At 27.8% G+C, this 14,853-nt stretch carries 16 protein-coding genes and 1 pseudogene; 11 read left to right on the top strand and 6 right to left on the bottom strand.

Annotated elements, in window-relative coordinates; genetic code table 11:
- Positions 1-18: 18 nt before the first annotated feature.
- Complete coding sequence (locus tag L8X50_RS07430) at positions 19-768, top strand: hypothetical protein (protein ID WP_133319961.1); 750 nt, start codon at positions 19-21, stop codon at positions 766-768.
- 9 nt (positions 769-777) lie between these two features.
- The gene (locus tag L8X50_RS07425) at positions 778-1,983 is read left to right on the top strand and encodes a DUF2920 family protein (protein ID WP_263660808.1); all 1,206 of its coding nucleotides are present in this window, start codon (positions 778-780) and stop codon (positions 1,981-1,983) included.
- Here the strand turns inward: L8X50_RS07425 and L8X50_RS07420 are convergent.
- On the bottom strand, positions 1,976-2,209 hold the full coding sequence (locus tag L8X50_RS07420; RefSeq protein WP_412175464.1) for an acyl carrier protein: 234 nt from the start codon (positions 2,207-2,209) through the stop codon (positions 1,976-1,978). The genes L8X50_RS07425 and L8X50_RS07420 overlap by 8 nt on opposite strands.
- Before the next feature lie 60 nt (positions 2,210-2,269).
- On the opposite strand from L8X50_RS07420, the gene L8X50_RS07415 reads away from it, so the two are divergent.
- Positions 2,270-3,487 (top strand): DUF2920 family protein, encoded by a 1,218-nt coding sequence (locus L8X50_RS07415; RefSeq protein ID WP_263660807.1) that lies wholly within the window; start codon positions 2,270-2,272, stop codon positions 3,485-3,487.
- On the opposite strand, the gene L8X50_RS07410 is transcribed toward L8X50_RS07415, so the two are convergent.
- Both L8X50_RS07410 and L8X50_RS07405 read right to left on the bottom strand, forming a co-directional pair.
- The gene (locus L8X50_RS07410; protein ID WP_263660806.1) at positions 3,474-4,118 is read right to left on the bottom strand and encodes a 3-oxoacyl-ACP synthase; all 645 of its coding nucleotides are present in this window, start codon (positions 4,116-4,118) and stop codon (positions 3,474-3,476) included. The two genes, L8X50_RS07415 and L8X50_RS07410, sit on opposite strands and share 14 nt — an antisense overlap.
- Complete coding sequence (locus L8X50_RS07405) at positions 4,043-4,477, bottom strand: hypothetical protein (protein ID WP_263660805.1); 435 nt, start codon at positions 4,475-4,477, stop codon at positions 4,043-4,045. Before L8X50_RS07405 ends, L8X50_RS07410 begins: the two co-directional genes overlap by 76 nt.
- A 71-nt stretch (positions 4,478-4,548) precedes the next feature.
- Here L8X50_RS07405 and L8X50_RS07400 point away from each other — a divergent pair, with 71 nt between their 5' ends.
- The gene (locus L8X50_RS07400) at positions 4,549-5,592 is read left to right on the top strand and encodes an acyl carrier protein (RefSeq protein ID WP_263660804.1); all 1,044 of its coding nucleotides are present in this window, start codon (positions 4,549-4,551) and stop codon (positions 5,590-5,592) included.
- A 20-nt stretch (positions 5,593-5,612) separates the two neighbouring features.
- On the opposite strand, the gene L8X50_RS07395 is transcribed toward L8X50_RS07400, so the two are convergent.
- A complete protein-coding gene (locus L8X50_RS07395; RefSeq protein WP_087698989.1) occupies positions 5,613-5,837 on the bottom strand; it encodes an acyl carrier protein in 225 nt (74 codons plus the stop codon).
- A 108-nt stretch (positions 5,838-5,945) separates the two neighbouring features.
- On the opposite strand from L8X50_RS07395, the gene L8X50_RS07390 reads away from it, so the two are divergent.
- Genes L8X50_RS07390 through L8X50_RS07365 form a run of 6 tightly spaced genes read left to right on the top strand, consistent with a single transcriptional unit; the run spans position 5,946 to position 11,736 of the window.
- On the top strand, positions 5,946-6,470 hold the full coding sequence (locus tag L8X50_RS07390) for an adenylyl-sulfate kinase (RefSeq protein WP_263660803.1): 525 nt from the start codon (positions 5,946-5,948) through the stop codon (positions 6,468-6,470).
- Positions 6,457-7,224: a class I SAM-dependent methyltransferase gene (locus L8X50_RS07385; protein ID WP_258108309.1), complete on the top strand. Its 768-nt coding sequence runs from the start codon at positions 6,457-6,459 to the stop codon at positions 7,222-7,224. The genes L8X50_RS07390 and L8X50_RS07385 overlap by 14 nt, the downstream gene beginning before the upstream one ends.
- Positions 7,225-7,274: 50 nt before the next feature.
- A complete protein-coding gene (locus L8X50_RS07380) occupies positions 7,275-8,048 on the top strand; it encodes a class I SAM-dependent methyltransferase (protein ID WP_263660016.1) in 774 nt (257 codons plus the stop codon).
- 12 nt (positions 8,049-8,060) lie between these two features.
- A complete protein-coding gene (locus tag L8X50_RS07375; protein ID WP_263660802.1) occupies positions 8,061-10,385 on the top strand; it encodes a PEP-utilizing enzyme in 2,325 nt (774 codons plus the stop codon).
- Complete coding sequence (locus L8X50_RS07370; RefSeq protein ID WP_263660801.1) at positions 10,382-10,981, top strand: gamma-glutamyl-CDP-amidate hydrolase; 600 nt, start codon at positions 10,382-10,384, stop codon at positions 10,979-10,981. The genes L8X50_RS07375 and L8X50_RS07370 overlap by 4 nt, the downstream gene beginning before the upstream one ends.
- Positions 10,978-11,736: a phosphocholine cytidylyltransferase family protein gene (locus L8X50_RS07365; RefSeq protein WP_258108305.1), complete on the top strand. Its 759-nt coding sequence runs from the start codon at positions 10,978-10,980 to the stop codon at positions 11,734-11,736. Before L8X50_RS07370 ends, L8X50_RS07365 begins: the two co-directional genes overlap by 4 nt.
- On the opposite strand, the gene L8X50_RS07360 is transcribed toward L8X50_RS07365, so the two are convergent.
- Positions 11,733-13,229 carry an amino acid adenylation domain-containing protein gene (locus tag L8X50_RS07360; protein WP_263660800.1) on the bottom strand — a complete coding sequence of 499 codons (1,497 nt, stop codon included), beginning with the start codon at positions 13,227-13,229 and terminating at the stop codon, positions 11,733-11,735. The two genes, L8X50_RS07365 and L8X50_RS07360, sit on opposite strands and share 4 nt — an antisense overlap.
- A 1-nt stretch (position 13,230) precedes the next feature.
- Positions 13,231-14,012 (bottom strand): annotated as a pseudogene (locus L8X50_RS07355) (AAC(3) family N-acetyltransferase).
- Positions 14,013-14,081: 69 nt separating this feature from the next.
- Here L8X50_RS07355 and L8X50_RS07350 point away from each other — a divergent pair.
- Positions 14,082-14,853: DUF2920 family protein (locus tag L8X50_RS07350; protein ID WP_263660799.1), on the top strand; the 772-nt coding region annotated here is incomplete at its 3' end.

Genomic DNA, 14,853 nt, shown 5'->3' with positions numbered 1-14,853 from the left:
ATGCAAGAAAGGAAAGAAATGAAAAATTTTTTTAACTCATTACAAGATAAAGAATTTATTTTTGCGCCACAATGCTATAAAACATGCAATGGTGGATGCTGTCATAATATTCACGCACAATATTTTAAATTTAATAAATCTAGTGCGGTGATATTACCTATGCTTGAAGTTGAATATCTTTCGCTAAAGCAAGCTGGTAATACATATTTAGAAAATGGAAAAGTCAATACCTTTACTTTAAAAAATGGAAAAAAAATCAATGCTTATTTTGCAAAATGTGATTTAAATGGACTTTGTAATCCTCATAGTCTTAGACCTTTGATATGCAAGCTTTATCCTTATTATCCTCAGGTTGATTATGATGGAAATTTTTTAGGGGTTAAACCTTGCGCGTTATTTGATATTTTTTATAAAGATGCCCAAAAGCATTATTGTACTATAACCCATAGAAAAAATGATGAGTTTTTAAAGGAATTTGAGCAAAGCACACAGGTATTAAGAAAGGAACCTATAATGATATTTGTGTTTAAGGTGCTTGAAGTAGTAGAAGAAACTCTTAAGCAGTATACTTATGATCATTATGGAAAAGTAATTTATCTTGAAGAATTAACACATGAAGAAAAATTTGATTTTTTTGCTTTTCAAGAGATTAATTCTATGACTATGCAAGCATATAGAAATGAAAAATTTATTGACAAAATTCAAGATATATATGATAATTTAGAGATGCGATATCAAGAGCATTTTACAAAGTATTTTAATGATTAGAGAAAAATTATGCTTAAAAATGAAACTTATTTTATAGACTCTTGTGATGATGTAGAATTAAATATAAAAAGAGAAAGTAAATTAGAATATAGAATTACTTATGATGATAGTAAGCAAATGAAAGCTATCGTTTTTATCATAGGAGCGTATGGTTCTAATGTTGATTTATCAATCATTGATTTTGACAGGCAATTTATAGCTAAAAAATTTGATGTAGTGGCTGTAAGTGTTTTATATCATTGTTTTAGCTGTAGAATAAATGAAAAAGATAAAAGATATAGTGCACAATTTTATTTTGAAGAAGGTGATGTAGAATGGATAAAAAAGTCTTTAAGTGAAATTAATTTGAATGATATTGATATAGGAGTAGCTAATGACTATCTTTCTTATTTAGAACATACTATTGACTTACATAAAGAGAATATTTCTCTTGGTAGAGAATACAAATTTGATCTTACTTGCACTATGCTACCACCAAACAATGAATATCAAAATTATGGTATTATGGCTAGCATTGATTGTGTTAATACTTTAAAAGATTTGTGCAAAAGCTTTCCTGATTTTAGAAGATTACCAAAAATTTATGGAGGAACATCTTATGGAGGTTATTTATCTTTATTGATATCTAAAATAGCTCCTTGGTATGTTGATGGAGTTATAGATAATTCCGGCGAGGCAATGTTGCTTTTAGGTTATATTCTTGGAAGAGAGTTGGAGCATCCGGATGCATACTATAGCTCTAAAAATTTAAAAATAGGATGTTTTTTAAGAACATATTGGAATGCCAATAAAGAATCGCCATATTGCTTTAAAGATGAGAATTATGAAATAAGAACTTTATTAAATCAAACTCATTTGATTTTACAAGCTCAAAAAAATAAAAATATACTTTATGCAAGTTATCATAGTTCTGCTGACCCATTGACTTCTTGTGAATTTAAAACTCAATATATGCAAGTTTTAAAGACATTGGGTTATGATGTTAATTTTCACTTGATAGATGAAAAAGATATTGATGGTAAGTTTATAAAAAAACTCACACATGGAGGTGGAATAACAGTTAAAGCTTTATTTGGTAGGGAATTACCAAAAATGCTTGAAAAATTTAAGGATAAAAATTTTATCCTAAGAGAAGATAGTATAAGTTATCCTTGCAAGGATAAGGTTTTTACTTTTAAAGATAAAGGTAATAAATTTGTGCTTGAGATTATATAACTTCCTCAAGCATATTTTTAATCGTAGAAAAATCCTCAAAATTATCCGGAGTGATATATTTAGCATCTAAATTTTTTCCTATAAATTTTTCGATTTCAAGTATTAATTTCATCATATCAATACTATCAATAATATCATCATCCACTAAATTACGACTGCTTTCATTGATATCACTTCTGTTGATTGCATTAAACATTTTTTGAATATCTTCAAAATTAATATTCACATCTAGCTCCTTATTTTTTAGTTATAATAATACTTAAAAAATGCAAATATAAGGCTTAACATGCTCATAAATCAAACTTATTTTATAGACTCTTGTGATGATGTAGAATTAAATATAAAAAGAGAAAGTAAATTAGAATATAGAATCACTTATGATGATAGTAAGCAAATGGAAGCTATCGTTTTTATCATAGGTGGATTTGGGGCAAATGCTAATATATCTTTTTTAGATTTTGATAGAGAATATCTTGCTAAAAAATTTAATATTATTGTTGTAAATGTTTTTTATCATTGCTTTAGTGCTAGGCCTTCTATAGATGAGAAATATAATCCGATTTTTATGCCAAATGAAAAAGATTGGGAAAGTTTTTGTGAAATAGCAAAAATTTGCGATATGGAAATTTATGACCATGAAAAAAGCAATTTTAAAAATTGTATAAGAAAACTTGATGAAAGATCTAAACAAATAAAACATGAAGGAAGACTGAAAAAAGATTTTTTGATAAATCTTTCTTGTGATTTTGTATTGCCAAATAACGAATATCAAAATTATGGAATTATGGCAGCTATCGATCATATCAATGCTTTAAAAGATATAATGAAAAATTATCCTCAATTTAAATCTTTACCTAAAATTTATGGAGGAGGATCATACGGAGGTTATTTAGCGCTAATGTGTGCTAAAATAGCTCCTTGGTATGTAGATGGAGTGATAGATAATTCAGGAGTGACATTGCCTCATTTGCCTCATTTGTTAGGTAGAGAAAGTGAGTGTGGTGAATTTGCTATTAGAGGTGATAATTATATTTTATTATGTTTTGTAAAAAAATACTGGACTAGAGATGAAAGCTCTCCGTATTTTTTAAGTGATGATAATTATATGATAAGGGTTCTTTTAAACTCAAAGCATCTAAGTTTGCAAAATGAAAAAAATCAAAATACAATATTTATCAGTTATCATAGCGCAAAAGATGAGGGAGCTCCAGTGGAACATAAGAGTAATTTTTATGAATTTTGCAAACAACTTGGATTTGATGCAACTTTACATATTGTTAAAGATGAGAATGATGTAGATGGTAGATATATAAAGAGCTTAGAGCATGGTTTGAGAATGACAGATAGGGCTTTATTTAAAAAAGAATTACCTATATTGCTTGAAAAACTAAAAAATAAAACATTTAATATGAGAGAAAATAGCATATCTTATCCTTGCAAAGATAAGATATTTACTTTTAAAGATTTTAAAGATCGATTTGAGCTTAAAATTACACGACTTTGATAAAACTTTGAAGTTTATCAAAATTTATTTTTAGGCTACATGCATTAAGGGTGATACCTGTTCCAAAGCTTCCAAGGAAAATTTGTTTATCCCCCCCCCCAGTATATGAAGCTAATTCTAGAGGTAATTTATTTATAGTAGTGTTTCCATAGTTTTTAAGAATATTATCTTGGATAAAATTTAAATTTAGTCTCTCATATAGTTTTTGTTTTGAAAAATTATCAGAAGAGTGGATAAAAAATTCATCGAAACTAGTTTTTTCTAGATTGAAATGTTCAAAAAATTCTTGAAAAAATGTTGGATAGTTTTGCATAATAAAAGAAAAAGCTAGAGTGGTATTGGCTTGTATGTTTTTATTACTATTAATTTGAAATCCGCCATAGGGTAAAGTTTCTTCTACACATTGAGTAGAAAAAACTTTTTGAGAAAAACAGCTTTTTTCTTTAGAATTGGTATTTTTTTCTATTAAAATCGCACTTGCACTATCGCTATTATTTAAAAAGGTAATTTTATCTTTTTGAGCGTCAATCGCTTTACTTTTTACACTGGCGCATATTAAAATAGCTTTTTTTTGTTCTGTTGATTTAAAGCTAAAAACACTTGAAGCAAACTCTGTAAAAATCCAGGACAAAAACCTAACACATCTAAACATAAAGTATGATTGCTTAAATTTAAATTTTTATGGATTAAACTAGTGCAAGCTGGTGCTAAATAATCTGGTGTAAAGCTTGTAAAAACAAGTAAATCAATTTCATCTTTTCTGATTATATTTTTTGAGAAAAGTTCTTTTAGTGCTTGTGTTGCTAAATCACTTGCGTATGTTGAATCATCACTTATAAAATGATTGAAAATTCCTGAGTTTTCTTGCAAAAGTTGATATTTTCTTTCATTTATATTGCAAAGCTTTAATTTATCTTCTTTGTGGAGTGGATTTTTAGGTAGAACAATACTAATAGCTTTAATAGAATGGTTGGTAATTTCTAAATTCATTATTACTCTCTTTTATTTTTTAGATATTTTATCATTTTTTATTTGTTATAATAAATTAAAAAAGGAAAAAAATGACAGCGTATATTAGTATAGGAACAACCAATAGTGGCAACCAAGAAAGACAAGGCTTTTTAATGCAAAATGAAAATAAACTTTTGCAACAAGGTTATATCTATCCAAAATCTCTTAGAATGGCAAATAGACATTGGGTTTTAGTCGATATAGTTTTAGAGCTTATAAAAAAAGATAAATTAAGTCAAAATCCATTGGACGATTTAGAAGATGTGCGTTTGATTAAGGCTGTTGAGAATTTCAAAATAGAAGCCACAATGCATAAAGATAAGAAATTTATATTTTCTGCAGAAGGGATAGTTTGGGATTTTTCTACTAAAAGACATATAGAAATTCTTAAAAGTGTTTTAAATGCTTTAGGATTTGATGAAATTTATGAAATTATTTACTTTAGAGATACTCTTGGATATTTAAATTCTCATTGTTCTCAAGATATTAAAAATAATATGGGGTTTTATAGTGCTGATTTTAAGCCTGATGAGCATCCTAGAAAATATATATTTGATTATAAGTGGATTTGCGAGAGCCATATAGAAGTATTTGGTGAAAAAAGTTTAATAGTGAGACTTTTGAAGGAAGAATATGTTGGCGGAACATTACTTAAAGATTTTGTATATCATTTAGGTTTAGAATGGGATGATGAATTTTCATTAAAGCAAAATAAAAATGAAAGTTTTAATCTTTTAGGTATGGAGCTTCAAGGAAGACTTATAAAAAAAGATTTGCATGGGCAAAACATAAATTCTTTACTTTATACGGCTAGAAAAATTTTTGAAGGTGCTAATGAGGATAGGTTGAAATTTAGAGTGCAAAAAGAAATAGCAAAAGCTTATGTTGATTATTATGCTCCTTCACTTGAGTGGGTTAGAGCTAAGTATTTTCCACACAGAAAAAGCTTATTTGAGCCGATTAATTGGGATGAGTATGAAGAAAATCCAACCTTAACCCAAACCAAAGAAAGTGATTGGGATAAAATAGCTGATTTTATAGCAGAAATTATTGTGTCTAAAAATAAAATTATCCAGTCTTTAAAAAGTAATTAACGCAATGTTTTAACATTGCGTTAATTATATGCTTTTTCTAGCATATTTTTGATACTTTGAAAATCTTCAAAATTTTCAGGACTTATAAATTCAGCATTGAGACTTTTTCCATAGTGTTTTTCAATTTCAGCTACTAAAGCCATAATATCAATACTATCTATAATGTCTTCACTTACTAAATTTTGCATTGTTTCATCAATATCGGTTCTCTCTATGTTCATAAAAAATTTTTTAATATTTTGCATATTTATCCTTTTTTTGTTTAAAATAATAATGATTATTATATCTTATTAATATTGAATTTTATAAGAATTTGATAATATATTATCTTTATTAATTTGAGAAAGTTTTAAATGATTGCAAGTGTTATTTGGCTTACAGGTTTAGCAGGTAGTGGAAAAAGTACTATAGGTAAAGCATTATATGAGAAATTAAAAAATGAGCATAAAAACATTATCTATCTTGATGGAGATGAATTAAGAGATTTACTGGGGTATTATAGCTATGATAAGCAAGGTCGTATAGATGTAGCATTAAAAAGATCCCAATTTGCTAAATTTTTAAATGATCAAGGTATGATAGTAGTTGTAACAACCATATCTATGTTTAATGAAATTTATAAATATAATAGAGAAAATTTAAAAAATTATTTTGAAATTTATATTAAATGCTCAATGGAAGAATTAATTAAAAGAGACCAAAAAGGACTTTATACAAAAGCTTTAAATGGTGAAATTAAAAATGTTGTAGGTGTTGATGTAAAATATGATGAACCAAATGCACATTTTATACTAGATAATTCATTGCAGGATAATTTAGATAAAAAGGTCGATATAATATTTGATTTAGTAATAAAGGAGTTTCATGAAACAAGGTGATTTTAGTGAAGTTGCAAAACATTATCACAATAGACCAGCATACTCAAGTATGCTTATAGAAAAGCTCATAAAATGTGTAAATGATCAAAATAAAAGCACATTAAAAGTTGTAGAAGTAGGAGCGGGTACGGGAAAGCTTACTAAAATGCTTGCTGATGAGTTTAATCTTTGTATAGATGCAGTCGAGCCAAATGATAATATGCGTGAAGAGGGTATTAAATTTACCCAAAATTCACAAAATATTACTTGGTATAAAGGCAGTGGAGAAGAAACTACCATGCCTAGTAATTATGCTGATTGGGTAATCATGGCCAGTTCTTTTCACTGGACAGATCCTAAAAAATCCTTACCTGAGTTTGCAAGAGTGCTTACAGGGGGGGGGTATTTCACTGCTATATGGAATCCACGCCATATAGCTAAAGGCTCTGTGTTTTATGAAATTGAAGAGGAAATTAAACATATTATACCAGAGCTTACTCGTGTAAGTAGTGGAACTCAAAATGTTAAAAATTGGGAAGAAATCTTAGTAAGTACTGGAGATTTCACAGACTGCTTTTTTATGGAGTGCGATTATAAAGAGCTTTGGAGTAAAGAGCGTTATCTTGGGGCTTGGCATTCTGTAAATGATATTCAAGCACAAGCTGGAAAAGCTAGATGGGAAGAAATTTTAAAAATGATAGAAAATAAAATTTCTTCTATGGATATGATTGAAATTCCTTATAAAATCCGTGCATGGACGGTGCATAAGGCATAGTAAAATCCTTTAGCTTTTTTTAGCTTTGCTATTAAAGTTAAAGGAAAAAAATGGAAAAAATAGTAGAACAAGTTTGGGATTATACTAAGCATGCAAAATTTTACTCATATAGACCAAATTATGCACCACTTAGTATAGATATGCTAGTAGAGCTTGCTAAAAGAACTAGTCAAAGTTCAAAGATAAAAGTTGCAGATATTGGAGCGGGTACAGGGAATTTAAGTATTATGCTTTTAGAGAGAGCTTGTAAAGTGGTAGCGGTTGAGCCAAATGATGCAATGCGTGAAATTGGTATAGAAAGAACTCAAGGTCAAGATGTAGAATGGGTAAGAGCTACCGGTATTGACTCTACTTTAAAAGATGGAGAGTTTGATTGGGTGAGCTTTGGAAGTAGCTTTAATGTGATGGATAGATCAATGGCACTAAAAGAAAGTCATAGATTGCTCAAAAAAGGATGTTATTTTACTTGTATGTGGAATCATAGAGATTTAAATGATCCTATTCAAAAAATAGCAGAAGATATTATTGTTAGTTTTGTTCCAAATTATACAAGAGGCACAAGAAGAGAAGATCAACGCCCTATTATAGAAGCACATAAAGAGCTTTTTGATAATATTATTTATTTGGAAGAAGATTTTTACTTTCATCAAAGTGTAGATAATTACATCAATGCTTGGAAAAGTGTAAAAAATCCTTATTGGGATCTTGAGACTAAAGAAGGTAATGAGTTGTTTGAGAAAATCACTGATAAGTTAAAACAAGAATTACCAGGTGAATTTGATATCAAATATACAACAAGAGCTTGGAGTGCAAAAAAAATATAAAAGAGTGATATTATGGATAGATTAGTTTTTCAAACAAAAGCAAGAAATTTACAGAATTTAAAAAATATACTTAAAAATGCAAAAGTTTTAGATGTAGTTATCACTTCTTTAAAAGAAATCATTCAAGATAAAGAAGAAGTGCTTAAAAAAATTATCAATCTAAATGCGAAAAAACTAATCATCCGTAGTTCTTCTAATAGCGAAGATAGTTTAAAAAGTTCCAATGCTGGAGCTTTTCTAAGTTTGGCTAATGTAGATATTAATGATAAAAGCCAACTTTTTAATGCTTTAGAAAAAGTAGGTCATTCTATGCCTAGTGAGAATGATGAAATTTTAATCCAACCTATGCTTTTAGATATTAAAAAGTGTGGTGTTGCTTTTAGTGTAGATAAGGATAATTTTGCTCCATATTTTTGTATAGAATATGATGAAAACGGCTCTAATAGTTCCATTACAGATGGAAGTGCTAAAAATGCTAAAACATATTTTCACTACCGTGAAAATGAAGATATAAAAGATCCATATATGCAAAAAGTTATTTTATTATTAAAAGAACTTGAAAGTTTATATGGTTGTAATTTTTTAGATGTAGAATTTGCTTTTAATGAGCAAGATGAACTTTTTTGCTTGCAAGTTAGACCTTTAATAATGCAAGAAAAAATTAATCTTTTTAATAACCTGCCTAAAGAAGCTTTACATAGACTTTATAAAAGATTTGTATCTTTACAAGAACCAAGATCTAGAGTGCTTGGAGATAAAGCCATTTTTGGTGTAATGCCTGATTGGAATCCAGCAGAAATTATAGGACTTAGACCAAAAAGATTAGCTTTTAGTCTTTATAAAGAAATCATTACAGATAATATTTGGGCTTATCAAAGAAATAATTATGGCTATAGAGATTTAAGATCGCACCCTTTAATCCATTCTTTTTTAGGTATTCCTTATGTAGATGTGAGACTTTCTTTTAATTCTTTTATACCAAAAACACTGGATGAGAGTATTGCTAAAAAGTTAGTTAATTATTATTTAAATAAATTATATGAAAATCATGAGTTACATGATAAAGTAGAATTTGATATAGTATTTTCTTGTTATGATTTTCATATGGCTGATAAATTAGAACGTTTGTTAGATCATGGTTTTAATAAAAATGAAATCAAACGCATTGAATTTTCTTTATTAAATCTTACTAATTCTATTATTGATATTAAAAATGGTTTGTGTTTAAAAGATATAGAAAAATCAAAACAAATGATTGTATATTATGAAAATATTATGCATTCAGATTTTTCACCATTAGATAAAATTTATTGGCTTTTAGAAGAGTGTAAAAGATATGGAACATTACCATTTGCTGGTGTTGCAAGGGCTGCGTTTGTGGCCATGACTATGCTTAATTCTTTGGTGGAAATTAGATTTTTTAGCAAAGAAGAAAAAAATGAATTTTTAAATTCTCTCCACACCGTTAGTAAAACTTTGAGTTATGAATTAGCAACTTTAAATGAAAATAACAAACAAGATTTTTTAAAACAATTTGGTCATTTAAGAGCAGGGACTTATAATATTTTATCTCCAAGGTATGATGAGGATTTTGATGGGTATTTTGATTTAAAACAAAAAAGTGAAATTCAAAAAGAAAAGGAATTTAAGATTAGCGATGATAAATTGCAAAAACTTGATCAAATTTTAAAAGAACATGGAATTGAAGTTAATGCAAAAGAATTTTTTAGCTTTTTGAAAATAGCTATAGAAGGACGCGAATTTATTAAATTTGAATTTAGCAAGCTCTTATCTAAAGCTATATCACTGATAGAGGATCTTGGAAATTATTATGGAATATCTAAAGAAGATATGGCCCATTTGGATATTAAGAGTATTTTAAATTTGTATTCTAGTGTGTATTCTAAAAATCCAAAAGATAAATTTTTGAGTGAAATTAATGAAAACAAACAAGAATATCAATTAAGTTTAGCTATAAAACTTCCGGCTTTACTAACTGATGCACATCAAATATTTGGGTTTTTTACTAGTTATATTCATCCAAATTTTATCACGCAAAAAAGCATTAGTGCTAATATTGCTCTAGAAAATGAACAAGATTTAAAAGGCAAGATAGTGTTAATCTATGCAGCTGATCCTGGATATGATTATTTATTTACTAAAGATATTGCAGGTTTTATCACTTGCTATGGTGGTGCAAATTCACATATGGCTATTAGAGCTTCTGAACTTGCTATGCCTGCTGTTATTGGTGTAGGTGAAGAGAATTTTAAAAAATATCTTCAAGCAAAAAAAATTAAAATTGATTGTCAAAGTGAGCAGATATTTTGTCTATGAAATTTATAGCTATTAGTCAAAGAATTTTAGAAAATCAAGATTATTATGAATTAAGAGAGTGTTTGACGCTTGATTGGGGAAGTTTTTTTAAAAAAGAATTAAGTGAGTTTTTACCTCTTCCATTGAGTTATGAAATTGATTTTAAAAATTATATCTCTAGTATTAGTGCTGTGATTTTAAGTGGGGGTAATGATTTAAACTCTTGTAAATTTTCTTTTATTAATCAAAAAAGAGATGAGTATGAAAAAAACATTATAAAACATTGTATGCAAAATAACATTCCACTACTTGGGGTTTGTAAAGGAGCACAGATGATCGCTTCTTATTTTAATTCTACTATTTGTCCTTGTAAAGATCATGTTGGAAATCATGAAGTGTATTTAAAAGATCAAATAATTAATGTTAATTCATATCATAATTTTGCTATTAAAACATTAGGTAGTGAGCTTGAGGCGTTAGCAAATGCAAAAGATGAAACAATAGAAGCTTTTAAGCATAAAAAATTTAGTATTTACGGTCTAATGTGGCATATTGAAAGAGAAAATGGTATGAGCGAAAAAAGTATTTTTAATGCGTGGTTAAAGGATATAAAATGAGAGCTATAATTTTAGCAGCAGGGTTTGGTTCAAGGTTAATGCCTTTAACAAAGAACAATCCAAAATGTATGGTTGAATATAAAAATAAAAAAATCATAGACTATGAAATTCAAGCTTTAAAAGAAAATAATATTCATGAGATATGTGTAGTTGGTGGATATTTATTTGATGTTTTAAAGGATTATGTGGGTAAAAATCATAATTTGGAGTTGTTTTATAAAAATGAAAACTATGATAAAACTAATATGGTCCAGACTTTGTTTTGTGCTAGAGATTTTTTGCAAAAGTGTATTGAGGATGAGCAAGATTTGATTGTTTCTTACGCTGATATAGTTTATTTTAAAGATAGTATAGAAAAACTCAAACAATCAAAAGATGATTTTGCTGTTATTGTGGATAAAGCTTGGAAAGAACTATGGTTAAAAAGGTTTGAAAATCCACTTGATGATGCTGAAACTTTAAAATTACATGATGATTTTATAGTAGAGCTTGGCAAAAAAGCAAAAAGTTATGATGAAATTCAAGGGCAATATATAGGCTTATTTAAATTTTCTCATCATTTTTTAAAAGAAGTTTTAAAAACTTATGATGAGCTTGATAGAACTTTACTTTATGATGAAAAAGATTTTAAAAATATGTATATGACAAGTTTTTTACAAATTTTAATAAATAAATACAAAAATGCAAAAGCTATAAAAATCAATGGAAATTGGTGCGAGATAGATTTTATGAGCGATTTAAGAGTGGAGATTTAAGAGTTTTTACTCAAAACTTTCCTATCAATCTTCCCATTTGCATTTAAAGTAAATTGTTCTATTTTAACAAATTTTTTAGGTATCATGTAAACAGGGAGTTTGTCTTTTAAAAAGTTTTTAAAATCTAACTCTTCCTTACTTTCATAAAAGCAAATAATTTCTTCTTTAAAAATACAAGCGCAATTTCTTACATTCTCATGAGAATTTATAATACTTTCTATCTCTCCAAGTTCTATGCGATGACCCATATATTTGATTTGATGATCTATTCTTCCATAGCATAAAAGTTCGCCAAATTCATTATAAGCTACCACATCACCTGTTTTATAAAGCAAGTCTAGGTAATTATCATGCAAAGGATTTTGCACAAAAGCTTGCTTTGTTTTTTCTTTATCGTTGTAATAGCCTAAGGAAAGACAAGTTCCTCTTACATAAAGCTCACCTTTAATTCCCACTTGACTTGGAGTAATTAAATTTAAATTCTCATCAAAGACTAAAAGTTGGGTATTTTTACATGCTTTTCCTATAGGCAAAAGCTCATCATCGCTAAATTGTCTATCAACTATGTAAAAAGAACATACATCGGTAATTTCAGTAGGTCCATAAAGATTAGCAAATAAAGTATTAGGAAGGTATTTACGCCAAATGTTGAGTTGTTTATTTGGCATGATTTCACCACAAAAAAGAATTTTGTTTAAATTTTTTAATTTGGTGCTATCTACCGCATTGGTATTAGCAAAATAAATCAGCACTGAAGGTACCCAAAAAATTGTTGTTATTTTTTCTTGTTCTAGATACTCTAAAATTTTATTTGGAAAAGCAAAAAGATGATTAGGCAGTATATGAAGCGTAGCTCCCATTTTAACAGAGCTAAATATATCTAATATGCTATTATCAAAGTAAAATGGCGCTTGATTAGCAAGTATATCTTCATGGCTTAGCTTAAAAGTTTCACATACCCAAAAAGTATAATCAATCACACTTTTATGGCTTATGCTTACTCCTTTTGGAGTTCCTGTGCTTCCGCTTGTAAAAAAGACATAAAGTAAATTAGTATCTATGTGATCGTTTAAAGCTTTTTCTAAAGCATTTTCATTTATAACAAAGCTTTCAAAATCTTCTGTGAAAATGGTATCAAGATTAAAATCTAAATTTAATTTTTTAGAAGTAATTAAAAGCTTTGGTTTCAAAACTTCTATAACTTTTTCTACACGCTCTTTGGGACTTTTTTCATCTAAAAGTGTATAAAAATTTCCACTTTTTGCTACACCAAAAAAAGAAAGCAAACAATCAATTCCTTTAGGAAGTATGATTAATACAGGATCTTGTGTACTTTTAGTAGGAAGTTTAGAAAGAATTTTACTTGCTATTTTTTTACTTAAATCATCAAATTCTTTATAGCCTATACTTCTACCATTAAACTCAACAAAAGCATTTTTGCTTCCAAATTTAGCAACACTTTCTTGTAAAAAATCATTGATATGAGTTGTCATTTTATTCCTTTAGCAAACAATAAGGGTTATCCTTTAAAGCTTTTAATGTTTTTTCTAAATAGTTTTTCATGTTGATATTTATTATATGAGCATTGGAAAAATTTAAAATATTAAAATTATCATCATTTTTTAAAATAGCTACTTGTTTATCAACATCTAAATCTGAATTTTCATCCAATTTTCTAACATAGTATTTAATATTTTTTTGGAGTATTTTACCATCTTCATCAATAATTTTTCCACTAAAATTTTTAAAATATCTATATGGAACATGAGCTTTTTCTTCTATGAAATGACTAAAAGTGTACCCAGCTATTTTAGAGCCAAATAAAACTAATTTTCCATTTTCTTTGGCTAAAATTTCATACACACAATTTTCTCCAAAACAACTTGTAGTGTCCTTTAAAAACAATTCTTCTTTAGCTCCTTTAATGGCAAATGAAAATATAGGATCATTGGTGCGTTTTACCCCCCCCATTTGCGAAAATATTCTGTTAAAACACCAACAGTGCTTTTTGAATTCAAATTATCATAAACTTCATTTTTGCAAAAACTATAAGTAAATGTAGGCATGATTAAAGTACCTTCTTTACCTATAACTTCAAAAAAACAATCTAATATAGTTTGTAAAAATTCATTTCTAGGAAGTAAAGGAATACCAAATTTCATCAATTCACTATGTACACACAAAATATCACCTTTTTTAATACCAAGTTTTTTAAAAGCTTCTATTAAGTCTATATTGGAATATTTTTTATCATTGCATTTAAATATATATTTCATACTTTTTTCTTTGAATGTATTTTAATTAGTTATAATAGCATATAAATTATAATATCAAGAAAGAAAAATATGCTCATAAATCAAACTTATTTTATAGACTCTTGTGATGATGTGGAATTAAATATAAAAAGAGAAAGTAAATTAGAATATAGAATCACTTATGATGATAGTAAGCAAATGAAAGCTATTGTTTTTATCATAGGTGGGTATGGAGCTAATGCAAATATACATTTTCTAGAAAGTTATAGAAATTTTATAGCTAAAAAATTTGATGTAGTAACTGTAAATGTATTTTATCATTGTTTTTGCCAAAGAGTTTCTGATGTGGATAAATATAGCGCTGAAATGACTTTTTTATTAGACGATATAAGAACATTTGAAAAGGCTTTCAGGGATTTTGAAATAGAATTTGAAGTGCTAGATAATACAAAAAATATAGAAAAATATTATCAAATTCTTGATCAAAAAATGAGTATATTAAAAGAACAAGGAATTTTAAATCAAGACTATAAGGTTGAGTTATCTGTGACTTTTATCCCACCTAACAATGAGTATAATAATTTTGCCATTATGCCTGCAATCGATCATATCAATGCTTTAAAAGATATAATGAAAAATTATCCTCAATTTAAATCTTTACCTAAAATTTACGGGGGGGGGTCATACGGTGGCTTAGTGGCACTAATGTGTGCAAAAATAGCTCCTTGGTATGTAGATGGAGTGATAGATAATTCAGGTGCTGCATTGCCTCCGTTAAGATATATCATAGGAAGGGATTTAAATAAAGGTGATGCTATTTTAAACGAAGATGAGTTAAATAGTAAACTTCATTGTTATGTGG

The organism is Campylobacter sp. CNRCH_2013_0898h, from assembly GCF_025772965.1.
GTDB lineage: Bacteria > Campylobacterota > Campylobacteria > Campylobacterales > Campylobacteraceae > Campylobacter_D > Campylobacter_D lari_D.
Note: the sequence above shows the minus strand (reverse complement) of the source record. Positions and strands in the feature narration are given on the sequence as shown.